At 53.4% G+C, this 24553-nt stretch carries 25 protein-coding genes and 1 other annotated feature; of the genes, 10 read left to right on the forward strand and 15 right to left on the reverse strand.

Features of this window, described 5'->3' with window-relative positions:
* Positions 1-17: 17 nt before the first annotated feature.
* Positions 18-1478, reverse strand: a complete 1461-nt coding sequence (gene cls / locus O9K67_RS11505) for a cardiolipin synthase (RefSeq protein ID WP_061496242.1) — start codon at positions 1476-1478, stop codon at positions 18-20.
* Between the two features lie 139 nt (positions 1479-1617).
* Here cls and O9K67_RS11510 point away from each other — a divergent pair, with 139 nt between their 5' ends.
* Together O9K67_RS11510 and O9K67_RS11515 are read left to right on the forward strand one after the other, a co-directional pair.
* Positions 1618-1791 carry a YciY family protein gene (locus tag O9K67_RS11510; RefSeq protein WP_088237638.1) on the forward strand — a complete coding sequence of 58 codons (174 nt, stop codon included), beginning with the start codon at positions 1618-1620 and terminating at the stop codon, positions 1789-1791.
* Positions 1792-1971: 180 nt separating this feature from the next.
* Positions 1972-2310 (forward strand): SMR family transporter, encoded by a 339-nt coding sequence (locus O9K67_RS11515; protein ID WP_061496240.1) that lies wholly within the window; start codon positions 1972-1974, stop codon positions 2308-2310.
* Between the two features lie 380 nt (positions 2311-2690).
* Here O9K67_RS11515 and O9K67_RS11520 read toward each other — a convergent pair whose 3' ends face one another.
* Positions 2691-2987, reverse strand: coding sequence for a YciI family protein (locus tag O9K67_RS11520; RefSeq protein ID WP_061496238.1), 297 nt, complete (start codon positions 2985-2987; stop codon positions 2691-2693).
* 219 nt (positions 2988-3206) lie between these two features.
* Between O9K67_RS11520 and tonB the strand changes: the two genes are divergently transcribed.
* Positions 3207-3923, forward strand: a complete 717-nt coding sequence (gene tonB, locus O9K67_RS11525; protein WP_061496236.1) for a TonB system transport protein TonB — start codon at positions 3207-3209, stop codon at positions 3921-3923.
* A gap of 63 nt (positions 3924-3986) precedes the next feature.
* Here tonB and yciA read toward each other — a convergent pair whose 3' ends face one another.
* The 4 genes from yciA to O9K67_RS11545 all read right to left on the reverse strand — a co-directional run bounded on the left by yciA (position 3987) and on the right by O9K67_RS11545 (position 6249).
* Complete coding sequence (gene yciA / locus O9K67_RS11530) at positions 3987-4388, reverse strand: acyl-CoA thioester hydrolase YciA (RefSeq protein WP_061496233.1); 402 nt, start codon at positions 4386-4388, stop codon at positions 3987-3989.
* Positions 4389-4488: 100 nt separating this feature from the next.
* Entirely contained in the window at positions 4489-5031 is a 543-nt protein-coding gene (locus O9K67_RS11535; protein ID WP_061496231.1) for a septation protein A, read from the reverse strand.
* Between the two features lie 45 nt (positions 5032-5076).
* A complete protein-coding gene (locus O9K67_RS11540; RefSeq protein ID WP_061496229.1) occupies positions 5077-5820 on the reverse strand; it encodes a YciC family protein in 744 nt (247 codons plus the stop codon).
* A gap of 24 nt (positions 5821-5844) precedes the next feature.
* Positions 5845-6249 (reverse strand): YkgJ family cysteine cluster protein, encoded by a 405-nt coding sequence (locus O9K67_RS11545; RefSeq protein WP_061496228.1) that lies wholly within the window; start codon positions 6247-6249, stop codon positions 5845-5847.
* Positions 6250-6529: 280 nt separating this feature from the next.
* Here O9K67_RS11545 and ompW point away from each other — a divergent pair, with 280 nt between their 5' ends.
* Positions 6530-7165, forward strand: coding sequence for an outer membrane protein OmpW (gene ompW, locus O9K67_RS11550; protein ID WP_061496226.1), 636 nt, complete (start codon positions 6530-6532; stop codon positions 7163-7165).
* 39 nt (positions 7166-7204) lie between these two features.
* On the opposite strand, the gene O9K67_RS11555 is transcribed toward ompW, so the two are convergent.
* The 6 genes from O9K67_RS11555 to O9K67_RS11580 all read right to left on the reverse strand — a co-directional run bounded on the left by O9K67_RS11555 (position 7205) and on the right by O9K67_RS11580 (position 15124).
* A complete protein-coding gene (locus tag O9K67_RS11555) occupies positions 7205-8455 on the reverse strand; it encodes a chloride channel protein (RefSeq protein WP_271044656.1) in 1251 nt (416 codons plus the stop codon).
* Positions 8456-8590: 135 nt separating this feature from the next.
* Positions 8591-9400 carry a tryptophan synthase subunit alpha gene (gene trpA, locus O9K67_RS11560; protein WP_061496222.1) on the reverse strand — a complete coding sequence of 270 codons (810 nt, stop codon included), beginning with the start codon at positions 9398-9400 and terminating at the stop codon, positions 8591-8593.
* Positions 9400-10593, reverse strand: coding sequence for a tryptophan synthase subunit beta (trpB, locus tag O9K67_RS11565; RefSeq protein WP_061496220.1), 1194 nt, complete (start codon positions 10591-10593; stop codon positions 9400-9402). The genes trpA and trpB overlap by 1 nt, the downstream gene beginning before the upstream one ends.
* An 11-nt stretch (positions 10594-10604) precedes the next feature.
* Entirely contained in the window at positions 10605-11963 is a 1359-nt protein-coding gene (gene trpCF, locus O9K67_RS11570) for a bifunctional indole-3-glycerol-phosphate synthase TrpC/phosphoribosylanthranilate isomerase TrpF (protein ID WP_061496218.1), read from the reverse strand.
* A 3-nt stretch (positions 11964-11966) separates the two neighbouring features.
* Positions 11967-13562, reverse strand: coding sequence for a bifunctional anthranilate synthase glutamate amidotransferase component TrpG/anthranilate phosphoribosyltransferase TrpD (gene trpD / locus O9K67_RS11575; RefSeq protein ID WP_061496216.1), 1596 nt, complete (start codon positions 13560-13562; stop codon positions 11967-11969).
* Positions 13562-15124: an anthranilate synthase component 1 gene (locus tag O9K67_RS11580; RefSeq protein WP_061496214.1), complete on the reverse strand. Its 1563-nt coding sequence runs from the start codon at positions 15122-15124 to the stop codon at positions 13562-13564. The genes trpD and O9K67_RS11580 overlap by 1 nt, the downstream gene beginning before the upstream one ends.
* A 22-nt stretch (positions 15125-15146) precedes the next feature.
* Positions 15147-15241, reverse strand: a sequence feature (Trp leader region).
* A gap of 145 nt (positions 15242-15386) precedes the next feature.
* Between O9K67_RS11580 and rnm the strand changes: the two genes are divergently transcribed.
* From rnm to tnpA, 4 genes are all read left to right on the forward strand, one after another.
* Positions 15387-16283: an RNase RNM gene (rnm, locus tag O9K67_RS11585; RefSeq protein WP_170933840.1), complete on the forward strand. Its 897-nt coding sequence runs from the start codon at positions 15387-15389 to the stop codon at positions 16281-16283.
* Positions 16280-16900, forward strand: a complete 621-nt coding sequence (locus O9K67_RS11590; protein WP_061496210.1) for an L-threonylcarbamoyladenylate synthase — start codon at positions 16280-16282, stop codon at positions 16898-16900. The genes rnm and O9K67_RS11590 overlap by 4 nt, the downstream gene beginning before the upstream one ends.
* 96 nt (positions 16901-16996) lie before the next feature.
* Positions 16997-17875: a 23S rRNA pseudouridine(2605) synthase RluB gene (rluB, locus tag O9K67_RS11595; protein ID WP_061496208.1), complete on the forward strand. Its 879-nt coding sequence runs from the start codon at positions 16997-16999 to the stop codon at positions 17873-17875.
* A gap of 151 nt (positions 17876-18026) precedes the next feature.
* Positions 18027-18461 (forward strand): IS200/IS605 family transposase, encoded by a 435-nt coding sequence (gene tnpA, locus O9K67_RS11600; RefSeq protein WP_061496206.1) that lies wholly within the window; start codon positions 18027-18029, stop codon positions 18459-18461.
* Positions 18462-18569: 108 nt separating this feature from the next.
* On the opposite strand, the gene cobO is transcribed toward tnpA, so the two are convergent.
* Complete coding sequence (gene cobO, locus O9K67_RS11605) at positions 18570-19160, reverse strand: cob(I)yrinic acid a,c-diamide adenosyltransferase (RefSeq protein ID WP_061496204.1); 591 nt, start codon at positions 19158-19160, stop codon at positions 18570-18572.
* Positions 19157-19915, reverse strand: coding sequence for a YciK family oxidoreductase (locus O9K67_RS11610; RefSeq protein WP_061496203.1), 759 nt, complete (start codon positions 19913-19915; stop codon positions 19157-19159). The genes cobO and O9K67_RS11610 overlap by 4 nt, the downstream gene beginning before the upstream one ends.
* Before the next feature lie 226 nt (positions 19916-20141).
* Here O9K67_RS11610 and sohB point away from each other — a divergent pair, with 226 nt between their 5' ends.
* Positions 20142-21188 carry a protease SohB gene (gene sohB / locus O9K67_RS11615; RefSeq protein WP_061500060.1) on the forward strand — a complete coding sequence of 349 codons (1047 nt, stop codon included), beginning with the start codon at positions 20142-20144 and terminating at the stop codon, positions 21186-21188.
* Between the two features lie 34 nt (positions 21189-21222).
* Here sohB and O9K67_RS11620 read toward each other — a convergent pair whose 3' ends face one another.
* Entirely contained in the window at positions 21223-21474 is a 252-nt protein-coding gene (locus O9K67_RS11620; protein ID WP_061496201.1) for a YciN family protein, read from the reverse strand.
* 398 nt (positions 21475-21872) lie between these two features.
* On the opposite strand from O9K67_RS11620, the gene topA reads away from it, so the two are divergent.
* Entirely contained in the window at positions 21873-24470 is a 2598-nt protein-coding gene (gene topA, locus O9K67_RS11625) for a type I DNA topoisomerase (protein ID WP_061496199.1), read from the forward strand.
* Positions 24471-24553 lie beyond the last annotated feature (83 nt).

Consider the following 24553-nt stretch of genomic DNA (forward strand, 5'->3'; position numbering starts at 1 on the left):
CGTCAGTTGGGCACGTTTTACAGCAACGGGCTAAAGAAGTAAAACAGTCGTTCAGCAATTCGGTGCCAGAAAGGACGTTTGACCCACAATCGCGCATCAAGAAGCCGCGAACGGGAGATATAGTCGTCCTGCACGGCCGCGAGATCGCCACCGAAACCGGCATCATCGATCACCAGCGTAATCTCGAAATTGAGCCATAAACTGCGCATATCCAGATTGACGGTGCCGATCAGACTTAACTCGCCGTCCACCAGTACGCTCTTGGTATGCAGCAGCCCGCCTTCAAACTGATAAATTTTTACCCCAGCTGCCAGCAATTCGGTAAAGAATGCGCGGCTGGCCCAGCCTACCAAAACAGAATCGTTTTTGCGCGGCAGAATAATACTGACGTCCACACCACGTTGCGCGGCAGTACAAATCGCATGCAGTAGATCATCGCTCGGCACAAAATAGGGCGTGGTCATGATCAGGTACTCACGCGAGGAGTAAACCGCCGTGAGCAGCGCCTGATGAATCAAATCCTCCGGGAATCCGGGGCCGGATGCGATAGTGTGGATAGTATGTCCGCTGGCTTCCTCGAACGGCATGATGTTGGCATCTGGCGGCGGCGGGAGAATGCGCTTGCCGGTTTCGATTTCCCAGTCGCAGGAGTAAATAATCCCCATCGCGGTCGCGACCGGACCTTCCATTCGCGCCATCAAATCAACCCACTGACCAACGCCAGCATCTTGTTTAAAGAAGCGAGGGTCGACCATGTTCATGCTGCCGGTGTAGGCAATGTAATTGTCAATAAGCACGATTTTGCGATGCTGGCGCAAATCCATGCGGCGGAGAAACACACGCATCAGGTTTACTTTGAGCGCCTCTACCACCTCGATACCGGCATTGCGCATCATCCCTACCCACGGGCTGCGGAAAAACGCGACGCTGCCTGCGGAGTCGAGCAACAAACGGCAATGGACGCCGCGTCGCGCTGCCGCCATGAGTGATTCGGCTACCTGATCCGCCATCCCGCCGGGCTGCCAGATATAGAAAACCATCTCTATGTTGTGCCGGGCGAGTTGAATATCGCGGATCAACGCCTGCATCACATCGTCGGAGCTGGTAAGCAACTGCAACTGGTTGCCTTTCACGCCCGCAATGCCCTGGCGGCGTTCACAGAGTTTAAACAATGATGCGGCGACGCTGCTGTTCTCTTCGGCAAAAATACGCTTGAAATGCTTCAGATCGTTTAACCACTTGGCAGTGGAAGGCCACATTGCGCGGGCGCGTTCAGCACGACGTTTCCCGAGGTGCAGTTCGCCGAGCGAAAGATAGGCGATTATCCCTACCAGCGGCAGGATGTAGATAATTAACAACCACGCCATGGCGGAGGTGACCGCCCGACGCTTCATCAAAATACGCAGGGTCACACCAGCAATCAGTAGCCAGTAACCTAAGACGATCAGCCAGCTCATTACGGTGTAAAAGGTGGACATAACTAAAAATCCTTTTCAAAGCGTCATTCAGTGAGTTTACGCATCCGGTTTCATCTGGCAAATAAAAACGCCCAAAAGCACTGGTCTGCCGCAGGCGAGGGACTATAATGGCGTTTCCGTTAAGCACTGAGTCGTAAAAATGAAGCGTAGTCGTCCGGAAGTGGGGCGCTGGCGTATGCTTCGGCAGGTAGGCCGCCGGAAAGCACGCTGGCTGGAAGCGCAGTCGCGCCGTAACATGCGCATCCACGCTATCAGAAAATGCGGTATGAACCGCCATCGTAATGTGTTGTTGTTTGCTATTTACGATATCTGAGTACGTTGGGCACCGTTAGCGGTGCCCATTGTTATTTTATGGTTACGTGTATGTCGGCACGGTCATGATGACTCAACCATGAGTATGCGCTGTATGTTGATTTACATAGCCTCATTGTTCATACGTTTACCGCCACCCGTCTGGTGATAAGCAAACGTTAATCTGCGGATGTTAAATTCGATGAATAAAGAAGCGATTATATTTCTTGGGATTGCCATTATCGTTGAGGTTATTGCGACGACCGCGCTGAAATCCTCCGACAGTTTTACTCGCCTGATCCCCAGCGTTATCAGTATTGCCGGGTATTGCATCGCCTTCTGGTGTCTGACCATTCCGATGCGTAGTATTCCGACAGGTGTGATTTACGCAATTTGGTCTGGTGCCGGTATTATATTAATTGGCATTGTGGGGTGGTTTGTGCACGGGCAAAAACTTGATCTTCCGGCGATGCTGGGGATGGGGTTGATTATTGCCGGTGTTGTCATCATCAATCTTTTTTCAAAAAGCATAGGTCATTAACCTTACAGGAAAAGGGATCTTTCTGGTGGTGTTATTGCGTGCTTCTTCATTATTGCCTCATCTTTAAAAAACTAACTGCCACCATTGGAATTAATGAAGCGCTTATTGTTGCAAGTGAAAGAAAAAGAGATGCAGTTAAGCTAAGTGCTGAAAATAGCCATTTACTCATAGATTATTATAAAAATTAAGGTGTTATGAGTAAATGAGATTGCCGGAGCACTTAAGGATTGTTTTGCTCGCACGGAGTCAGCAAGACGTTGCTTTGAAGTAGCGTTTAATCCACCCGATTTTTAATCGTATCGGTATAAAAAAGACCCGCTTGTGCGGGTCTTTTTCTGTGCCATCTCTCAATCTTTGTCGGACGACATAACGGTTGATGATCAAAATACTTTTTTGAACGGTTTAACGGTCACGTTCTTGTAGACGCCTGCTGCCACGTAAGGATCGTCCTGCGCCCAGGCCTGAGCGGCTTCCAGGGATTCAAACTCAGCAATCACTGTTGAACCGGTAAAGCCCGCGGCCCCCGGATCGTTACTGTCAACAGCCGGCATTGGCCCGGCGGTCAGCAGACGCCCTTCATCATGCAGCAGTTGCAGCCGCGCCAGGTGAGCAGGGCGCACGGACAAGCGTTTCTCAAGAGAATCAGCGATATCTTCAGCAAAAATGACGTAAAGCACGGATACAGCTCCTTACCTATCGGAAAGCCATAACGTTATGTGAAAGACCGAATGACTGCAATGTAAAGATTCGTTCGATGGATTCCCATTTTAATCTTGCGGTTTTTTTAGGCATCAGGAAGACAAAATTGCTGCGGGAGGTGACGGCTTGTTGAATATGATTGCTATTTGCATTTAAAATCGAGACCTGGTTTTTTAACTGACACGATTATGACTTCAATGACCCTTGATTTACCTCGCCGCTTTCCCTGGCCAACACTGTTGTCCGTTGCTATTCACGGAGCCGTGGTGGCGGGTCTGCTCTATACCTCGGTACATCAGGTTGTTGAATTGCCCGCGCCTGCGCAGCCTATTTCGGTGACGATGGTTACACCTGCCGATCTGGAACCCCCTCAAGCTGTACAGCCACCAGAACCGGTTGCGGCACCCGAGCCTGAACCGGAATCCATTCCTGAGCCGCCGAAAGAAGCGCCCGTGGTGATTGAGAAGCCTAAGCCGAAACCGAAACCGAAGCCGAAACCCGAGAAAAAAGTTGAACAGCCGAAGCGCGATGTAAAACCGGCTGAGCCGGCACCGGTATCACCCTTCGAGAGTAATGCGCCTACGCGTCCGGTGGCAAACCCTACGCCGTCAGCGGCGACCAGTAAACCGGCGCCGTCTGTACCGGCTGGGCCGCGCGCGTTGAGCCGAAATCAGCCGCAATATCCGGCACGTGCCCAGGCACTGCGTATCGAAGGCCGGGTGCGGGTCAAATTTGACGTAACAGCCGATGGCCGTGTCGAGAACGTTGAAATTCTGTCGGCGCAGCCTGCAAATATGTTTGAACGAGAAGTGAAAGCCGCCATGCGTAAATGGCGCTATGAGGCAGGTAAACCGGGTTCAGGGCTGATCGTGAACGTCGTCTTCCGGCTGAATGGCGGCGCGAGCATGGAGTAGCGCCGCCAGCAGCATCGACTGCGCCCCAAACGTCAGGCTACTGACGGATTAAGGTGCAGTTTTTTATTCCTGAGCCGGGAGTGGGCGGGGTTTCCCTTCGTTATCCACGGCCACGTAAATAAACAGTGCTTCGGTTGCTTTATAGCGTTGACCAATCGGGTCAGACGACACTTTTTTCACCCACACTTCAATATTGATGGTTATTGACGTCGTACCGCGTTTCACGCAGCGCGCGTAGCAGCAGACGACGTCGCCCACGGCGACCGGACGATGAAACGTCATGCCATCTACCCGTACCGTCACGACGCGCCCATGGGCGATCTCTTTGGCCTGAATGGCACCGCCGATATCCATTTGTGACATCAGCCAACCGCCGAAAATGTCGCCGTTGGCATTGGTGTCTGCTGGCATTGCTAATGTGCGTAAGACAAGTTCGCCGTGAGGAGCGTCCTGAGTGGTTGTCATTGTTATCTCTTCTGTAATGAGGGATTTATGGCGGGATGCTACTACGAATTTGTGGCGGAGAACACAGAAAAAGCCAGGCGCTGGGCCTGGCGTATAATGGTCAGGATTTATCGTCCTGCGGCGGCATATGTCGGTAGATATAGACGCCGCTTAACACCGTGAAAATCAGCGTCAGAATGGTCAGACCAAAGACTTTAAAATCCACCCAGGTGTCAAACGATAACCAGAACGCGACATAGATATTGGCCAGGCCACAAGCAATAAAGAACAGCGCCCAGGCAATGTTCAGTTTTGACCACACAGCGTCGGGAAGGGTTAACTCTTTACCCAGCATGCGTTGGATCAGCGTCTTTTTCATTACCCACTGGCTGAACAGTAAAGCGAAGGCAAACAGACCGTAAATCACCGTGACCTTCCATTTAATAAACTCCACCGCATGGAATTTGATGGTCAACCCACCAAAGATGGCCACCAGCACGAACGTAATCAACGCCACTTTTTCCACTTTACGATAGCGGATCCAGCAGTAAATCAACACGATAGCGGAGGCCACAATCAGCACTTTGGTCGCGGCGAAAATGTCGTACATTTTATAGACCACGAAAAAGAGCGCGAGGGGCAGAAAATCAAGAAACTGCTTCATTCAACGATTCCATCAAGAGGACTGCCCACCGGGCAGCCAGGCTATTCACGCACGCATCAGCATATAGAGGCGGAACAGATAAATAAGCAACGCGGCTGAGATCAGGTTACTGAGAGTATTGGCGATCACCGCACCCACTTCCGGGGTAAACACCGCCAGATTATGTGCAAACAGCAGCAACAGTGTTTTTGCCAGCAGCCACCCCAGCACCGCGGGCGCTACCAGGCGCATGTTGGTCCAGCTCAGGCGCATACTGCTGCGCATAGCCGCGAAGATGCCGATTTTATCCTGAACAAGGATAACAGGGGCAAACGCCAGCAAAATGGCCAGTATCACACCGGGTACAATGATAAACATAATACCAATCTGCACCATAAACGTGGTCAGCAGGATCAGCAGAAACAGCTTTGGTAACACCGGGGCGCTGGCACCGATAGCGCGCAACGCGCTGACGCGATGACCGGCGGAGATCATCTGAATCATCAGCAGTACGCCGCCTGCCAGAATCGCGTTGCCGATCAGACCAGAAAATGTTGACGCGGCTGAAGCACGCAGCAGTACGCTTTGCTGTTCCGGCGTCATATTTTGCACCAGCTCAAACAAACCCACGCTGCCTGCCAGATTATCACCTTCACTTAAAATAGAGAGCTGCTCTTCACTGGGCGAAAAAGCATGCCCCAGCACTGCGGTAATAAATGCGCATAACAATGCAATCAGTAAAAGGGTAACAAACTGATTACGAAAAAAATTCCCCGTGTCACGGTAAACGGATTTCGCCGTGATAGACATGCACTCTCCTTGAGTATTGCGATGTTAAATATCAGGTAATTGTACCCTGAATACACCCTCAGTGGCAGCATCACTGCTTGTATGGAAAAGCATATCTTTGTAAAGAGGCGCTAATCCATATCGCGCACGAGCGCGATCGCAGGCTTCATTCACCTGGCCATCTTCGCCGGACATGGCAAATTCACGACAGGGTGACGGACGTCCTTCGTAAATGCTGCAGCGTGCAGATTCGCCAGGCGTCCCTTCCAGCGCCACGCAGCGGCTCTGTTTCTGGTTGGTTCCGCTCATACAGCGCAAAAAAGGAGTAAGCGGCTCAGTGAGTTGAGCCGGGACAGGGCCGCCAGCATCATCTGCTTCAGCCCAATAGAAAGAGACCCGAAAATACGCACAACAAGCTCCGCACGACATGCACGGATTGAGTGAACTCATAACGTACCTGCACTTAACGACGCATCAACACATATTGTCAGGCCACTAACTTAGCGCCGCATAAACAGGTGCACAAGATGGGCGTCGGGGAATTTTTTAACGTGTTTATTTGGCAAAAATTGATGTGAATACAAAAGTTAATGATTGTGTCTGGCGGTAAAAATTATCTCAGATCAATGAATGTTAAATTACAGCATTAAGTGTGATCTGTGTTAGATCACTTTGTACCCAGTTGTAGGTATATTCACGGCGCGTTAAAAACCTTAATCATGGAGTGGATATGAAAAGATTAGCCGTGGCAGCATTGATTCTGGGCACGCTTTCCGGGGGCGCGTACGCGCACGAAGCAGGCGAATTTTTCCTTCGTGCCGGTTCCGCCACCGTCCGTCCGACAGCAGGTTCTGATAATGTGTTGGGCAGCCTGGGCAGCTTTAATGTCAGCAACAATACCCAACTGGGTCTCACAATGACATGGATGGCAACCGATAATGTCGGTGTTGAACTGCTGGCGGCAACGCCGTTTCGCCATCACGTAGGTACGAAACCCACCGGCGATATCGCCACCGTCAGTCATCTTCCGCCGACACTCATGGCGCAATGGTATTTTGGCGATGCCAAAAGCGCAGTGCGGCCTTATATTGGCGCAGGCATCAACTACACTACCTTCTTTAACGAAAAATTTAACGATACCGGTAAAGAGGCGGGGCTTTCCGACCTGAGCCTGAAAGACTCCTGGGGTGCGGCCGGCCAGGTGGGGCTGGACTACTTAATCAACCGTGACTGGCTGATTAACATGTCGGTGTGGTACATGGATATTGATACGGATGTGCGTTTTAAACATAACGGTCAGCAGCAGAGTGTCAGCACTCGTCTGGATCCGTGGGTGTTTATGTTCTCCGCGGGTTACCGTTTCTGAGCAGGATGCGCAAGGCTGGTCAATGAACGACCAGCCTTTTTACTCTGCGTTTTTGCGATAACGGCAGGTCATATAGGCGCCAGCCACAGCTAACGTCAGCGGTACAAAAAAGCTGAAGTCCATTCCGGTGAACTCCATCAGCAGCACGATGGCGGTCAGCGGCATCTGCATTGAGGACGCCAGAAAAGCCGCACCCCCTGTCAGCGCGAATTCCGCCATATCCGCGTTGGGGAAAAAGGATCCAACTATCAGGAACATCAGCGCGCCAAGCAACGCGCCAATCGCCAGACCGGGTGTCAGTAAGCCTCCTTCCGCACCGCTGCGCAGCACTAACCAGATACTCAACACTTTCAGGCCAATCAGGATCGCTGCCAACGGCAACGTCACGCCGCCGCCGAAGCTCAACTGCACCGGGCCGCGTCCGTTTCCCGGTAACTGTGGAAACCAGATTGAGAGCAGACCAAGGCAGGCAAAAGCGATAAAACAGAATACGGGCAGTTGCCAGTTACTTTTTACCTGTCTCCGTGCGGTTGTCGTCATGCGCCGGAAAAGGTGTGCCGCATAACCGAAAAGTGGGCCTGATAGCAGGGCCCAAACGATAAGCGAAAAGGGGGCTTCCGGGGAAGTGAAGAGGTACTGACGTTCATTCCCCAGCACCAGTGAAGCGACGAATGCAGCAACGGCTGACGTGACGACAGCAGCGATCACCGCATCCCAACTGATCGTCACCAGCAGTACTTCCAGCGTGAAAATCGCGCCAGCAAGTGGAACATTATAAACCGCCGCCAACCCTGCTCCTGCGCCGCAGGCAATCACCCGTTTTGTCTCCTGTGCACTCAACCCACAATGGCGGGCGATGCTGCCCCCAAACAGTGCGCCAACTTCGCGGGGCGCACTTTCTCTGCCTAATGGAGAACCCATCGCGACAGTAATCACCTGAAGAAAGGCATGGCACAACGTGGTGACGGTGGGCATTGGCTGCGTGACATCGTTCACTGCTGTACCAACACTGACGCGTTTTTTGGCATAACGCGCCAGTAGCCACCACCCGCAGCCCGCAACAATCCCTGCTGCGCTGAGCACTGCCAGACGGCGCAGCGCGCTGGCATCGCTTACCCCCTGCAGGAAAGGTGGCCCGCCAATCAGTGACCGCTGGCTGTAGCCAAAAGCAAGGTGCTGGATTTCATGTAGCAGAAGGGCTATCAACATGCCTGCCACACCGGCAAGAACGCCGGTCAACAACAGCGCTATCCATTGGTTGTGCCAGATCGGGGAATCGGTTTTACGCATCAGAGTCATATCTATTGTGGGGAGCCGTCGTTGCTATTATTCCACAGAAAATATGAACTTTTTAACAATGAGTTATGTAAAACAGGAGCACAAAGAGAGGAGATCACCGCCCGACGAATCGGGCGGTATTAGGGGTTAACGTAGTAACGTTGCGGCTTTCATCTGCTGAACAAAGGTTTTCAACTCTGCCAGCATGGCGGCAGGATTATTGAGGTTGTTTTCAATGATCTTCACGGTGGCGGAACCGGAGATCGCCCCAGCGGCCCCCGCATTAATCGCAGAGGACACCTGATCCGGCGACGAAATACCAAATCCCTGTAACGCAGGCGCAGCATGGTATTCGGCCAGCTTTTCCACCAGATGATGCAGTGGCAGCGCGGCACGGTTTTCCGCACCGGTCACACCAGCGCGGGACAACAAATAGGTATAACCGCGCCCGTAGGACGCAATCTGACGCAGCAGATCGTCATCGGCGTTCGGCGGGCAGATAAAAATAGGCGCAACGTTATGGCGCATCGCCGCCTGGCGGAAGGGGGCGGATTCCTCGATAGGGACATCTGCAACCAGTACTGAATCGACGCCCACTTTTGCGCACTGAGCGTAAAACTCATCAATACCCCGGTTAAACACCAGGTTGGCATACATCAGCAGACCAATCGGAATGGAGGGATGTTTCTGGCGAATGGTCGCCAGCATTTCAAAACACTGGCTCGGGGTGACGCCGGACGCGAATGCGCGCAGGGTCGCATTCTGGATGGTCGGGCCATCGGCCAGCGGGTCGGAAAAGGGGATCCCCAGTTCCAGTGCGTCTGCTCCGGCTTCAATCAGCGTGTCGATGATCTTCAGCGAGTGTTCCGGCGACGGATCGCCAAGCGTGACGAAGGGGACAAAAGCGCCTTCTTTGCGCGCGTTCAACTGTTTAAACAGGTTGTCATAACGTTCCATCAGATTTCCCCTCGCGCTTTCAGAATATCGTGTACGGTGAAGATGTCTTTGTCGCCGCGTCCGGAGAGGTTGACCACCAGCAACTGCTCTTTTTCCGGGTTTTCGCGCATCATTTTCAGCGCATGCGCAAGGGCATGGGAGGATTCCAGTGCCGGAATAATGCCTTCATGGAGACACAGGGTTTTGAAGGCGTCCAGGGCTTCATCGTCGGTAATGGAGACATAGTCTGCGCGCCCGATACTATTGAGATACGCATGCTGTGGCCCGACTGACGGGAAATCCAGCCCGGCGGAAATCGAGTAAGACTCTTCTATCTGACCTTCGTCGGTTTGCATCATCGGTGACTTCATACCGAAGTAGATGCCGACGCGGCCATGTTTCAGCGGAGCACCATGCTCGCCGGTGTCGATACCATGACCGGCGGGCTCAACACCAATTAACCCGACAGCCGTGTCATTGATAAAGTCGGCAAACATACCAATGGCATTAGATCCGCCGCCAACACAAGCGATGACGGCATCTGGCAGACGACCTTCTTTTTCGAGGATCTGCGCTTTGGTTTCCTCACCGATCATACGCTGGAATTCACGCACGATGGTCGGGAAGGGGTGCGGACCGGCCGCCGTGCCCAGCATATAGTGCGCTGTCTCATAGCTGCCGGACCAGTCGCGCAGGGCTTCATTACAGGCATCCTTCAGGGTGGCGGAACCGCTGTGCACCGGGATCACTTCTGCGCCCATCAGACGCATACGAAAAACGTTCGGCGACTGGCGTTCAACGTCTTTTGCACCCATATAAATGCGGCACTTCAGACCGAGCAGGGCGCTGGCGAGGGCTGATGCAACGCCGTGTTGACCGGCACCGGTTTCGGCGATGATTTCCGTTTTGCCCATGCGTTTTGCCAGCAGGGCCTGACCCAGAACCTGGTTGGTTTTATGCGCGCCGCCGTGCAGCAGATCTTCACGCTTCAGATAGAGGGTGGTGCGGGTTCCGGCAGTAATATTCTGACACCGGGTCAGCGCAGTCGGGCGGCCAGCATAGTTTTTCAGCAGATCAGTAAATTGTTGCTGGAATTCGGCATCACTTTGGGCGCTGACAAATGCTTCCTCCAGTTGACGCAGTGCTGGCATCAGGATTTGCGGAACATACATTCCGCCAAACTCGCCAAAATAGGGGTTCAGTAGTGTCGTCATTCTCTCTTTCCTTAATAAGCGCGAAGCGTGCGGAACACCGAGGCCAGTTTGCTGGCATCTTTAATACCCGGTTCCGATTCCACGCCTGAATTAAAATCAAGTCCGGCACAACCGGTTTTGGCCGCTTGTACGCAATTGTCCGCACCCAGACCGCCTGCCAGCAGGACATTATCGAGCGGTTCGCCCGCAAGGAGCGACCAGTCAAACTGTTTGCCGCTGCCACCCTGTCCATTGTCGAACAGGTATTTATCTACTCGCTGCAGATTCCGCGGCGGCAGGCTATCGCCCACGCTGAGTGCTTTCCAGATTTGCGTCTGCGGTGGCAGCGCAGCACGCAACGCATCGATATAAGGCTGATCTTCGCTGCCGTGCAGCTGTACGGCGCACAGGCCCAATTTGCCGGCTTTTGCCGCCACATCCTCAACCGGCGCATCGCGGAAAACGCCAACATATTGCAGTGGTGCACCTTTCATAACAGCCTGTGCCTGCGTTTCATCGACGGCGCGCGGTGAACTGGCAACAAAAATAAGACCCCCGTAAATAGCGCCAGCCTGGTGGGCGGCATGTGCGTCTTCAGCGCGGGTTAAACCGCAGACTTTATTCTCACCCAGCAGCACGCGTTTAACCGCCGCATCCAGATCGTCGTGCGCCATCAGGGCGGAACCAATCAAGAAACCGTTAGCAAAATGGCTCAGTTCCCGTACCTGTGCATAGGTATTAATGCCCGATTCGCTGATGACGGTAACCCCGGTGCCCAGGCGTGGCGCAAGCTGACGGGTGCGATTCAGATCAATGGAGAGGTCACGCAGATCGCGGTTGTTAATGCCCACAACTTTCGCTTCCAGCGCAATCGCGCGCTGTAGCTCCTCTTCGTTGCTGACTTCCGTCAGCACGCCCATATTCAGACTATGGGCCACCGCAGCCAACTGACGATACTGTGTGTCATCCAGTACGGAGAGCATCAGCAGGCAGGCATCGGCCTGGTAATATCGTGCCAGATAAATTTGGTAGGCATCGATAATAAAGTCTTTGCAGAGAATGGGCTGCGGGGCGATCCCGCTGACAATCGGCAGAAAATCAAAGCTACCTTGAAAATATTTCTCATCGGTCAGCACAGAAATGGCTGACGCATGATGTTTATAGATACCGGCGATACGTGCGGGGTCGAAATCGCTACGGATCACCCCTTTCGATGGCGAAGCTTTCTTGCACTCCAGGATAAATGCCGTGCGCGTTCCCTGCAGGGCGTCGTAGAAACGGCGTGTGCTCGGTACCACCTCATTCTGGAAGCTGGCCAGCGGCTGCTGCTCCTTGCGTGCTGCAATCCATATGGCTTTATCCGCGACGATCTTCGCTAAAACGGTCTGCATTATTTATCCTCGTGCCGCAAGTGCGGTGACTTTGTCGTACGCTGCTCCACTGTGCAGCACATCCAGTACTTTTTGCGCGTTGGCCCGTAAATCCTCTTCGCCGTGCAAACGCATCAGCATCGCAACGTTGGCGGCCACGGCGGCTTCATGGGCGACTTCACCTTTACCTTGTAATAAGCGTGTCAGAATGTCACGGTTTTCTTCCGGTGTGCCACCCGCCAGCGCCTCCTGATGATAAGGTGTCAGGCCGAAGTCTGCGGCAGTCAGCTGGTAACTTTTGATCTCGCCATCATGTAACTCCGCGACCAGCGTTGGTGCGTGCAGGGAGACTTCATCCATACCGCCGCTGTGAACCACGGCAGCACGCTGATAACCGAGTACGCGCAGCGTTTCGGCGATAGGCAGCACCAGTTCCGGGCTGTAGACGCCAATCAACGCCAGCGGCGGATGCGCCGGGTTGATCAATGGACCCAGCACGTTGAACAAGGTGCGGGTTTTCAACTGCTGACGGACGGGCATCGCATGGCGGAAACCGGTGTGATACTTCGGCGCGAACAGGAAGCACACACCTAACTCATCCAGTGCATTGCGTGACTTGTCTGCATTCATATCGAGATTGATACCGAATGCAGCCAGTAAATCCGAGGAGCCGGAGCGACTGGAGACGCTGCGATTACCATGCTTGGCCACTTTCAGCCCGCAGGCTGCGGCGACAAACGCGCTGGCGGTGGATATATTGATGCTGTTGCTGCCGTCCCCGCCTGTGCCCACGATATCGGCAAAAGGATAGTCCGGGCGTGGGAAGGGTGCTGCATTTTCCAGCAAGGCAGTCGCTGCGCCAGCGATCTCATTCGGGTGCTCGCCGCGGATCTTCATGCTGACCAGCGCGGCGGCCAGTTGTTCCGGTTTGAGTTCGCCGCGCACCACCGCAGAAAAGAGCTGGTGGCTCTCCTGCTGGCTTAGCGTCTGCGCCTGGTACAATTTTTCCAGAATCGGTTGCAGCGTATTGGTTTGCTCCAGTTTCTGTAGCGCCCAGGCCAGTGTTTGTTCAAGCAGACGCGCGCCCTGGGTGGTCAGAATGGATTCCGGGTGAAACTGAAAGCCGCAGACGCGATCGGCGTCGTGACGGACTGCCATCACCATGCCATTAAAGTGCGCATTAATCGTCAGACCGGCCGGAATATTGCTACCTACCAGCGAATGATAACGCGCTACGGGCAGTGGGTTGCTCAGGCCTGCAAACATCGCCTGACCGTCATGTTCAATGCTGGAAGCTTTACCGTGCAGGATCTCACCCGCCTGGCCAACATAACCACCGTAGGCTTCAACAATCGCCTGGTGCCCAAGGCAGATGCCGATAATTGGCAACTTACCGCGCATGCGGGTCAGCAGTTCCGGCATGCAACCCGCTTCGGATGGCGCGCCAGGCCCCGGAGAGAGCATTAACACCGGATTTTGCATGGATGCCAGGCGGTCAATTAAGGTTTGCGCAGGCACATGGTTGCGGTAAATCACCACATTATGTCCACTCGCACGCAGCTGATCCGCCAGGTTATAGGTAAAAGAGTCGATATTATCGAGCAGCAGAATGTCAGCCATCAGAACGTCTCCTGTGCATGATGTGCGGTGGCAATCGCGCGAAGAACCGCGCGGGCTTTGTTGCGGGTTTCGTCAGCTTCAGATTGCGGCACTGAATCCAGCACCACGCCTGCGCCGGCTTGCACCGTGGCGATGCCATCTTCAACCCATGCCGAGCGGATGACGATGCAGGTATCCAGATCGCCATGGGCGGTGAAGTAACCCACTGCACCGCCGTAACTGCCACGGCGTGCGCCTTCCGCCTGAGCAATCAATTGCATCGCGCGGACTTTCGGCGCACCACTCAGGGTGCCCATGTTCATACAGGCGCGGTACGCATGTAGCACGTCAAGATCCGCGCGCAATTCGCCCACCACGCGGGAAACCAGATGCATAACATAGGAATAACGGTCGACTTTGGTCAGATCGGCGACATAGCGACTGCCAGGGGTACAAATCCGCGCAAGGTCATTACGCGCTAAATCCACCAACATCAGGTGCTCTGACAGCTCCTTGTGATCGGTACGCATATCGAGTTCGATACGGCTGTCGAGATCGCGATCCAGGGAACCGTCCGGGCGACGTCCGCGGGGGCGCGTACCGGCTATCGGGTAAATTTCAATCTGCCGATTGCTGGCATCGTACTTCAATGAACTTTCCGGTGACGCGCCAAACAGGGTGAAATCATCGTCCTGCATATAGAACATGTATGGGCTTGGATTGCTCTTTTTCAGCACTTCATAGGCTGCCAGCGGCGACGGGCAGGGCAACGTGAAACGACGCGAAGGCACCACCTGGAAAATTTCCCCTGCGCGAATCGCTTTTTGCATCTCACGTACCACAGCGCCGTACTCTTCATCGCTCTGGTTGGTATCGCAGCGCATATGTTCAACAGTCACCACTGGCAGTGACGGTGCATCGAGATCCAATTCCTGGCGCAGCGCGTCAATGCGCTGTGTCAGGCGAGTTTTCTCACTATCGGCGTTGCTGAACAGACTGCACTGGATGCGGGTTTGCTGTTTTTGGTGGTCGATCACCAGTAACGTTTCTGCAAGATAAAAACAGTAATCCGGGCAGCGGCGGTCGTGGGTAAGGGCCGGTAAATCTTCGAAACCTGCTACCAGGTCATAGGCGAACAACCCGCCAAAAAACATGGCTTCGCGTTCATTGGCCGGAACCACCAGCAGATCCTGCAGCAGGCGTAATGCGTCAAAAACCGAGAGTGAACAGAGGCGGGCGTCCTCATCAAGCAGCGTGCTGACAGGCGGGAAGCGTAGCTCGCGTCCATCCACGGAGACTGTATTTTCAACCCCTGTCGGAAGCGCGGCATCCAGCAGGGGCAGTAATGCGGCACCGTTCACTGTCAGGGCTTTGATGGTGACAGTGTCACCTAAAGCAGTAATGCGCAGCGCAGCATCGACCAGCAGCAGGCTTTTTAAATCATTTTTGCTGTCGATATCCGCAGACTCCAGCAGTAATGTTGCCGGGCGTGCGCCGCAGAGTTGATGGAACAGCGCCGTTGGGTTACCCCGATAGGCGGCGTTGCTGGTCAGAAGTTCGAGTGCCGGTTTTTGCGTTTGCATAATCGCTCTCATTAATTTGTTCAAAAAAAAGCCCGCTGTAGGAGCGGGCCGGGGTATCGGTATGCTGAATGCGCACGTGATCTCACAGCCCTGTCAGGGAGTGCGCCACCAACGATTAACGGAGATATGTGCATTCATTATAGGATACCTTGTCGTGTGAACTTGCGTACTAGTTAACTGGTTCGTTGAGGGAATGTCAACCCTCGCTTTCAGAAAAACATGGCAAACCGTTATGATAAGGGACAAACAGTTATCCTGATGAATTAGCGGAGCCGCTTTGAGCGACACGAATTACGCCATTATTTATGATCTTCACAGCCACACGACGGCTTCCGATGGTCTGCTTTCCCCGGAACAGTTGGTGCATCGTGCTGTCGATATGCGCGTGGGAACGCTGGCGATCACCGACCATGACAGCACCGACGCCATTCCCGCAGCGCAGGCGGAAATTGCCCGCGCTGGGTTGAACCTGCGACTGATTACCGGCGTGGAGATCTCCACGGTCTGGGAAAATCACGAAATTCACATTGTTGGCTTGAATATCGACATTGACCATCCGCAAATGCGCGATTTTTTGCAGGCGCAAGCAGAACGGCGGTTGCAGCGTGCGAAGCTTATCGCCGAACGCCTGGAAAAGGCGCACATTGCGGGCGCGTGGGAAGGGGCACAGCGGCTGGCGCAGGGGGCCTCGGTGACTCGCGGTCATTTCGCCCGCTTCCTGGTCGAAATGGGTAAGGCAAATACAATGGCTGACGTCTTTAAAAAGTACCTTGCTCGCGGGAAAACCGGATATGTTCCTCCGCAGTGGTGTACAATAGAACAAGCTATTGAAGTGATTCATCATTCTGGCGGAACGGCAGTGCTGGCCCATCCAGGGCGTTATAACCTGTCCGCTAAATGGCTGAAAAGACTGCTGGCGCATTTTGCTCAAAGCGGCGGTGAGGCAATGGAAGTTGCCCAATGCCAGCAGGCTCCCAATGAACGTGCACAGCTCGCCCTTTATGCTCGTCAGTTTGGTTTGCTGGCATCGCAAGGCTCGGATTTCCACCAGCCCTGCCCGTGGATCGAACTGGGGCGTAAACTCTGGCTTCCTGCCGGGGTTGAGGGCGTCTGGCAACGCTGGGAGCAGCCGCAGAACAAGACAGAGAGGGAAGTATGAGTCAGTTTTTTTATATTCATCCGGAAAACCCGCAACCGCGCCTGATTAATCAGGCGGTGGACATTGTGCGCAAGGGCGGTGTGATCGTCTATCCCACTGACTCCGGGTATGCACTGGGGTGCAAAATTGAAGATAAAAGTGCGATGGAGAGAATTTGTCGTATTCGTCATCTGCCGGATGGTCACAACTTTACGCTGATGTGCCGCGATTTGTCTGAACTGTCGACTTATGCGTTCGTGGACAATATCGCTTTTCGGCTGATCAAAAATAACACCCCAGGCAATTACACCTTTATCCTTAAGGGGACGAAGGACGTGCCGCGTCGTTTATTGCAAGAAAAACGCAAGACCATTGGCTTGCGTGTGCCGTCGAATCCGATTGCACTGGCCCTACTGGAAGCACTCAATGAGCCGATGCTCTCCACGTCCCTGATGCTGCCGGGTAGCGATTTTACCGAGTCGGATCCCGATGAAATCAAAGATCGTCTGGAGAAGCAGGTGGATTTAATTATCCATGGCGGCTATCTCGGCCAGCAGCCAACAACGGTGGTGGACTTAACGGATGATGCGCCGGTGGTGATCCGTGAAGGTGTCGGCGACGTTAAGCCTTTCTTATAGCGGCGCAAGTCGCTATACTACGCGGCCATTTCAGCGGCATTGCCGTACTGATGACCCTATTCGACGCCTGTGAAGGCGACACCTGAAGGATGCTCTATGAGCGAGAAACTACAGAAAGTGCTGGCGCGAGCTGGCCACGGTTCCCGCCGTGAAATCGAATCTATTATTGAAGCCGGCCGTGTCAGTGTGGATGGCAAAATTGCGACACTGGGCGACCGTGTGGAGGTAACGCCGGGGCTAAAAATCCGTATTGATGGTCACCTTATTTCGGTCAAAGAGTCCGTTGAGCAGATTTGCCGCGTGCTGGCTTATTACAAACCGGAAGGTGAACTCTGCACGCGCAACGATCCGGAAGGTCGCCCGACGGTGTTTGACCGTCTGCCGAAACTGCGCGGTGCGCGCTGGATCGCGGTGGGTCGTCTCGACGTCAATACTTGCGGTTTGCTGCTGTTTACCACAGACGGTGAGCTGGCGAACCGATTAATGCACCCAAGCCGTGAAGTTGAACGCGAATATGCTGTGCGCGTGTTCGGCGAAGTTGATGATAATAAAGTGCGCGAACTGGCGCGCGGCGTGCAACTGGAAGACGGTCCGGCAGCCTTCAAAACCATTAAATTCAGCGGTGGCGAAGGGATTAACCAGTGGTACAACGTGACGTTGACCGAAGGCCGTAACCGCGAAGTACGCCGCTTGTGGGAAGCGGTGGGCGTGCAGGTGAGCCGTCTTATCCGCGTTCGTTATGGCGACATCCCTCTGCCGAAAGGGTTGCCGCGTGGCGGCTGGACGGAGTTGGATCTCGCACAAACGAACTACTTGCGCGAGCTGGTTGGACTGGAAGCGGAAACGCAGTCGAAGGTGGCGGTAGAAAAAGATCGTCGTCGCATGAAAGCCAATCAGATCCGCCGTGCCGTGAAACGCCACAACCAGCCAGCCGGTAACCGCCGTGCTGCGGGTGGGCGCACGAAGAACGATTAAAACAAAAAAGGGGCGAAAGCCCCTTTTTTATTGTCACCCCTAAACCACCTCCTGGGGAGGTGGTGATTGATCCTGTAAGGCTATAGCCTGAAGAATGCCCATGCCGGAATATCTCTGCTTACTCACCACAAGTAAAAGGAGACAAACCAACATGGGGATTTACAGGAGTTCATCACATGTATATTGGCGTTGTAAATACCACATAGTCTGGACGCCTAAGTACCGTTTCAGAATCCTGAAAGATAAGTTGGGCAAGGAACTTTACAGGACAATCTACATTCTCTGCGGAATAAAGGATTGTGAGGTTCTGGAGCTAAATGTTCAGCCAGATCATGTACATCTGGTCGTAATAGTCCCGCCGAAAATCTCGATATCAACTCTAATGGGGCATCTGAAAGGTCGCAGCGCAATCAGACTCTACAATCGTTTCCCACACATAAGAAAGAAGCTATGGGGCAACCACTTTTGGTCACGTGGCTACTTTGTAGATACTGTCGGTGTGAACGAGGAAATTATCAGACGATATGTGAGGCATCAGGAGAAAACGGAACAAATACATGAACAGCAAATGGAATTGCTAGAGTAGTAAGCGGAAAGTGACAATAGCCCCCCTTACAGGGGGCATTCTCAAAAGCCACCTTCTAAGAAGGTGGTCTTTTACTGCAGGAAACGGCAGAGAGAACCAGGGGTGAGGTTAATAATCGATGCCGATTTGCGCTTTTACGCCCGCTTCGAAGGCATGTTTTACCGGGCGTAATTCACTGACAGTATCAGCGATTTCCAGGATATCCCGGTGGCAACCGCGGCCGGTGATGATCACTGTTTGCGTTGCCGGTCGGTGAGTTAATGCCGTCAACACGGTCTCCAGCGGCAGGTAATCGTAGGCCACCATATAAGTCAGTTCGTCCAGTAATACCAGATCAAGCTGCGGGTCAGCCAGCATACGTTCGGCATGTTGCCATACGGCGAGGCATGCTGCGGTATCGCTTTCGCGGTTTTGCGTATCCCAGGTAAACCCGGTCGCCATGACCTGAAACTCGACACCCAGCGGCTCCAGCAAGTTACGCTCGCCGTTCGGCCACGTCCCCTTAATAAACTGAATGACGCCCACTTTTTTGTTATGCCCAACCGCACGGGTTGCAGTGCCGAATGCGGCGGTGGTTTTTCCCTTACCGTTGCCGGTGAAAACAATAATAATCCCGCGCTCATCCTGTGCTGCGGCAACACGGGCATCAACACGTTCTTTTACCCGCTGCTGGCGCTGTTGATAACGTTCATCACTCATTGTGAAATTCCTGGTTTGCGCCCGGGTTGTGCATCAAAACTCATGCCCGTTTTGCGGCGGCTGTCATCGCCCATCAGCCACAGATAAAGCGGCATGATATCGGCAGGTGTTTTAAGTTTTTGCGGATCTTCCGTCGGGAAAGCGCTGGCGCGCATACTGGTGCGGGTACCGCCCGGATTAATGCAGTTGACCCGTAATCGGTTCTGGTATTCCTCCGCCAGCACCTGCATCATGCCCTCCGTCGCGAACTTCGAGACGGCATACGCTCCCCAGTTAGCACGCCCCTGTCGACCAACGCTGGAAGAGGTAAACACCAGCGAGCCACTTTCTGACCGCAGTAATAAAGGAAGCAATGCCTGGGTGAGATAAAATGTGGCGTTAACGTTCACCTGCATGACCTCATCCCAGACAGCGGGCACCTGCTCGCTCATGGGGACAACATCGCCCAGCACACCTGCATTATGCAGTACGCCGTCGAGACGCGGCGCATAAGCAGCAATGGCCTCGGCCAACTGCTGGCATGTGTGTGGTGTGCAGGTCGCCATATCCAGTGTGAACCACTGCGCGTGCTGGCCTTCTTGTTCACGGATAGTCTGTGCAACCTGGCGTAATTTTTCTTCATTACGACCCAGTAAGATGACGCTGGCACCGTAACGGGCGTAGGTCAGGGCCGCTTCTTTACCGATACCATCGCTGGCACCGGTTACAAGAATGATTCGGTCGTTTAAAAGATCGCGCTGTGGTTGATAGTGCACGCTGTCTCCTCAGGCCCGGGCCTGTATTTCACATCATATGTTGGCTTTATGCCCTAAACAGAGGGGCATTTCAATCGGTCAAGCGGAGAGTTGGACAAGGTTTACACCGCAGAGTCGTAAAAAATTCAGTCACATGCCGCAAAAGGTCAATCGCTTACGCGAGACGCGCCGAAAGGGCTCATGTACACTGGAGCGATTGTTGAGTGGTGTAATCGAGGTGGTACGCGTGGAATTACTGTCTGAATATGGTTTGTTTTTGGCCAAGATCGCGACCGTAGTTGTGGCGATTGCGGTGGTCGCAGTGCTTATTGTTAACCTGACTCAGCGCAAGCGCCAACGGGGAGAGTTACGGGTCACGCGTCTGAGCGATCAATATAAAGAGATGCGGGAGGAGATGTCCGCAGCATTGCTGGATGACCATCAACAGAAACAGTGGCAAAAAGCCCGCAAGAAAAAGCTGAAGCTGGAGGCGAAAGCCGCAAAAGCGAAAGCCAAAGCCGGGGAAGCGGATGAAAAAGGAAAATCCCGCGTTTACGTTCTGGATTTTAAAGGCAGTATGGATGCCGGTGAGGTTAACGCCCTGCGTGAAGAGATCACGGCAGTGTTGACGGTTGCGAAGCCACAGGATCAGGTGATTGTCCGCCTGGAAAGCCCCGGTGGTGTGGTACATGGTTATGGTCTTGCTGCCTCTCAGTTGCAACGCCTGCGTGACAGGCAGATCCCGCTGACTGTCGCCGTGGATAAAGTGGCCGCCAGCGGTGGCTATATGATGGCCTGCGTGGCGGATAAAATTGTTGCCGCGCCGTTCGCCATCATCGGCTCGATTGGCGTGGTTGCGCAGATCCCAAACTTTAACCGCTTCCTGAAAGGGAAAGAGATCGATATTGAACTGCATACCGCCGGGCAGTTTAAACGCACGCTGACGCTGTTAGGTGAAAACACAGAAGAAGGGCGGCAAAAATTCCGTGAAAGCCTGAACGAAACTCACGATCTGTTTAAAGGCTTCGTCAGTCAGATGCGTCCCGGTCTGGATATTGAAAAAGTGGCGACCGGTGAACATTGGTACGGAACACAAGCGCTGGAGAACGGGTTGATTGACGCGATTGGCACCAGTGATGAATTGCTGCTCGGGCTGCTCGAAGACCATGAGGTTATAGGCATTCGTTACCAGCAGCGGAAGAAACTGATGGAGCGCTTTACCGGCAGCGCGACAGAGAGTATTGACCACCTGCTGATGCGCTGGTGGCAGCGAGGGCAAAAACCGCTTATGTAAACAAAAACGCGAGGCTCTGACCTCGCGTTTTTGTTTAATCAATCAGATGGTATTTGTCAGAGAGTTCGTGGGCTAAGTATTTGAACATATTGAATACCGCCGTGCTTTTCGCCGTCGGCAAACCCTGTTCATCCAGATAGTATTCACCGCTGAACACCAGTACGCCGTTACGCTGGGTAACATGGGTGGCCTCAATACCGGCAAGGGTGTCTTCATGATCGCGGATCAGTTGATTAGCCAGCTCAAGTAGAGCCTGGCGGTCAATAGGCTGAGATGTACCTTGCATTTTCTACTCCTTAAAAATTCCGTCAGTCTACGCCGGTCACCGTTCAGGGGCAAATTTTCCCTGTTTTTGCAAGGGGTTTGCTCATCGGTTGTGCTGGCGTGATTTGATTTTGCATGCTAATAAAGTTGCGTAACAAATTTTATCAGGTACAGTGTGACGCTTTCGTCAATCTGGCAACAGATTTGCTTGACATTCGACCGCAACATCGTCGTGCACCTTCGCCCTCAGGTTAAAAGGCCTGTCAGGTCAGTCACATAAACGCTTTGTTTAACGCGCCTGGCTAAGCGTAGGGGTTGATATCCTGCGACGACGCCGCTATATCTGTGAGGCGCGTCATCAGGCCGTGTGAAGCAAAATGCGATGTATTGCTGGAAGAATTTAATTAGGTAAAGGTGAATATGGGTAAAGCTCTCGTTATCGTTGAGTCCCCGGCAAAAGCCAAAACGATCAATAAATATCTGGGTAATGATTACGTGGTTAAGTCCAGCGTAGGTCATATCCGTGATTTGCCGACCAGTGGCTCAGCACCTAAAAAGAGCGCAGACTCAGCCTCCACCAAAACGGCTAAGAAGCCTAAAAAGGATGAACGCGGCGCTCTTGTCAATCGCATGGGGATCGACCCATGGCACAACTGGGAAGCGCAGTACGAAGTGCTTCCGGGTAAAGAAAAGGTCGTTTCTGAACTGAAATCCCTGGCAGAAAAAGCCGACCACATCTATCTCGCAACCGACCTTGACCGCGAAGGGGAAGCCATTGCATGGCACCTGCGGGAAGTGATTGGGGGTGATGAAAAACGCTACAGCCGCGTTGTATTTAACGAAATTACCAAAAATGCGATTCGTCAGGCGTTTGAAACCCCAGGCGAACTCAACATTGATCGCGTCAATGCGCAGCAGGCGCGCCGTTTTATGGACCGCGTCGTGGGCTATATGGTTTCTCCGCTGCTGTGGAAGAAAATTGCCCGTGGTCTGTCGGCTGGTCGTGTGCAATCTGTTGCCGTGCGTCTGGTGGTTGATCGCGAGCGCGAGATCAAAGCCTTTGTCCCGGAAGAGTTCTGGGAAATTGATGCGACAACGGCGACACCGGGCGGTGATTCACTGCCGTTGCAGGTCACGCACGAAGGTGAAAAAGCGTTCCGTCCGGTAAATCGCGAACAGACCATGGCAGCCGTAAGCCTGCTGGAAAAAGCGCGCTATACCGTACTCGAAAGAGAAGATAAACCGACCAGCAGTAAGCCTGGCGCGCCGTTTATCACCTCTACACTGCAACAGGCGGCCAGCACGCGTCTTGGTTTTGGCGTGAAGAAAACCATGATGATGGCGCAGCGTCTGTATGAAGCAGGCTACATCACCTATATGCGTACCGACTCCACCAACCTGAGTCAGGATGCGGTGAGCATGGTGCGCAGCTATATTACGGACAATTTCGGTAAAAAATATCTGCCGGATCATGCCAATCAGTACGCTAGCAAAGAAAACTCTCAGGAAGCACACGAAGCGATTCGTCCTTCCGACGTCGCGGTTCTGGCGGAATCCCTGAAAGATATGGAAACCGATGCGCAGAAGCTTTATCAACTGATCTGGCGACAATTTGTCGCCTGTCAGATGACGCCTGCGCAGTATGATTCCACCACGCTGACCGTCGGGGCGGGTGATTTCCGCTTGAAAGCACGCGGCCGTATTTTGCGCTTCGATGGCTGGACGAAAGTGATGCCTGCGCTGCGTAAAGGCGATGAAGATCGTACGTTGCCGGCAGTGAATAAAGGCGACGAATTGTCGCTTGTTGAACTGACACCTGCACAGCACTTTACCAAACCGCCAGCACGTTTTAGTGAAGCGTCTCTGGTAAAAGAGCTGGAGAAACGCGGTATTGGTCGCCCGTCCACCTATGCGTCGATCATTTCTACGATCCAGGATCGCGGGTATGTGCGTGTCGAAAACCGTCGCTTTTATGCTGAGAAAATGGGTGAAATCGTCACCGATCGCCTGGAAGAAAATTTCCGCGAACTGATGAATTACGACTTTACCGCTCAGATGGAAGACAGTCTGGACCGTGTGGCCAATCATGAAGCCGAGTGGCGCAAAGTGCTGGACAGCTTCTTTGGCGACTTCTCCCGTCAGCTTGAACAGGCGGAGCAGGATCCGGAAAACGGTGGTATGCGTCCAAATCAGATGGTGCTGACCAGCATCGACTGTCCGACCTGTGGCCGTAAAATGGGTATCCGTACTGCCAGCACGGGTGTCTTCCTTGGTTGTTCTGGCTATGCATTGCCGCCGAAAGAGCGCTGCAAAACCACCATTAACCTGGTGCCGGAAAACGAAGTGCTGAACGTGCTGGAGGGCGATGACGCTGAAACCAACGCCTTACGCGCCAAACGTCGCTGCCAGAAATGCGGCACGGCAATGGACAGTTACCTGATCGATCCGAAGCGTAAACTGCATGTCTGTGGTAACAACCCGACCTGCGATGGCTACGAAATCGAAGAGGGCGAGTTCCGCATTAAAGGGTATGACGGCCCGATTGTTGAATGTGAGAAATGTGGTTCTGAAATGCACCTGAAAATGGGGCGTTTCGGTAAATACATGGCTTGCACCAATGATGAGTGTAAAAACACGCGCAAAATTCTGCGTAATGGCGAAGTTGCGCCGCCGAAGGAAGATCCGGTGCCGCTGCCGGAGCTGGAGTGTGAAAAATCGGATGCGTATTTCGTGCTGCGCGATGGCGCGGCTGGGGTGTTCCTTGCTGCGAATACCTTCCCGAAATCACGTGAAACCCGTGCGCCGTTGGTAGAAGAACTGTTCCGCTTCCGCGATCGTCTGCCAGAGAAACTGCGCTATCTGGCTGATGCGCCACAGCAGGATCCTGAAGGCAACAAGACAATCGTGCGTTTTAGCCGGAAAACGAAGCAGCAGTACGTTGCCTCGGAAAAAGATGGCAAAGCGACGGGGTGGTCTGCGTTCTATATCGACAATAAATGGACTGAAGCTAAAAAATAATAAATTTCAGTCACATACCCTTCAAAAGGCCGGTTATCCGGCCTTTTTTATTCCTCTATTATTATTGTTTGTTCGCTGCTATA

The sequence above is a fragment of the Kosakonia oryzendophytica genome, assembly GCF_027886705.1.
GTDB lineage: Bacteria > Pseudomonadota > Gammaproteobacteria > Enterobacterales > Enterobacteriaceae > Kosakonia > Kosakonia oryzendophytica.

What these genes read in the sequence shown, in the direction of transcription:
- trpD (WP_061496216.1), bottom strand. Translation starts at nt 13,562, where the DNA reads ATGGCTGACATTCTGCTGCTCGATAATATCGACTCTTTTACCTATAAC.
- tnpA (WP_061496206.1), top strand. Translation starts at nt 18,027, where the DNA reads ATGGGGATTTACAGGAGTTCATCACATGTATATTGGCGTTGTAAATAC.
- O9K67_RS11555 (WP_271044656.1), bottom strand. Translation starts at nt 8,455, where the DNA reads ATGCGTAAAACCGATTCCCCGATCTGGCACAACCAATGGATAGCGCTG.
- cls (WP_061496242.1), bottom strand. Translation starts at nt 1,478, where the DNA reads ATGTCCACCTTTTACACCGTAATGAGCTGGCTGATCGTCTTAGGTTAC.
- O9K67_RS11545 (WP_061496228.1), bottom strand. Translation starts at nt 6,249, where the DNA reads ATGAGTTCACTCAATCCGTGCATGTCGTGCGGAGCTTGTTGTGCGTAT.
- trpCF (WP_061496218.1), bottom strand. Translation starts at nt 11,963, where the DNA reads ATGCAGACCGTTTTAGCGAAGATCGTCGCGGATAAAGCCATATGGATT.
- trpA (WP_061496222.1), bottom strand. Translation starts at nt 9,400, where the DNA reads ATGGAACGTTATGACAACCTGTTTAAACAGTTGAACGCGCGCAAAGAA.
- trpB (WP_061496220.1), bottom strand. Translation starts at nt 10,593, where the DNA reads ATGACGACACTACTGAACCCCTATTTTGGCGAGTTTGGCGGAATGTAT.
- topA (WP_061496199.1), top strand. Translation starts at nt 21,873, where the DNA reads ATGGGTAAAGCTCTCGTTATCGTTGAGTCCCCGGCAAAAGCCAAAACG.
- O9K67_RS11540 (WP_061496229.1), bottom strand. Translation starts at nt 5,820, where the DNA reads ATGTCTATCACGGCGAAATCCGTTTACCGTGACACGGGGAATTTTTTT.
- O9K67_RS11620 (WP_061496201.1), bottom strand. Translation starts at nt 21,474, where the DNA reads ATGCAAGGTACATCTCAGCCTATTGACCGCCAGGCTCTACTTGAGCTG.
- ompW (WP_061496226.1), top strand. Translation starts at nt 6,530, where the DNA reads ATGAAAAGATTAGCCGTGGCAGCATTGATTCTGGGCACGCTTTCCGGG.
- yciA (WP_061496233.1), bottom strand. Translation starts at nt 4,388, where the DNA reads ATGACAACCACTCAGGACGCTCCTCACGGCGAACTTGTCTTACGCACA.
- O9K67_RS11590 (WP_061496210.1), top strand. Translation starts at nt 16,280, where the DNA reads ATGAGTCAGTTTTTTTATATTCATCCGGAAAACCCGCAACCGCGCCTG.
- O9K67_RS11580 (WP_061496214.1), bottom strand. Translation starts at nt 15,124, where the DNA reads ATGCAAACGCAAAAACCGGCACTCGAACTTCTGACCAGCAACGCCGCC.
- O9K67_RS11515 (WP_061496240.1), top strand. Translation starts at nt 1,972, where the DNA reads ATGAATAAAGAAGCGATTATATTTCTTGGGATTGCCATTATCGTTGAG.
- O9K67_RS11510 (WP_088237638.1), top strand. Translation starts at nt 1,618, where the DNA reads ATGAAGCGTAGTCGTCCGGAAGTGGGGCGCTGGCGTATGCTTCGGCAG.
- cobO (WP_061496204.1), bottom strand. Translation starts at nt 19,160, where the DNA reads ATGAGTGATGAACGTTATCAACAGCGCCAGCAGCGGGTAAAAGAACGT.
- O9K67_RS11535 (WP_061496231.1), bottom strand. Translation starts at nt 5,031, where the DNA reads ATGAAGCAGTTTCTTGATTTTCTGCCCCTCGCGCTCTTTTTCGTGGTC.
- tonB (WP_061496236.1), top strand. Translation starts at nt 3,207, where the DNA reads ATGACCCTTGATTTACCTCGCCGCTTTCCCTGGCCAACACTGTTGTCC.
- rluB (WP_061496208.1), top strand. Translation starts at nt 16,997, where the DNA reads ATGAGCGAGAAACTACAGAAAGTGCTGGCGCGAGCTGGCCACGGTTCC.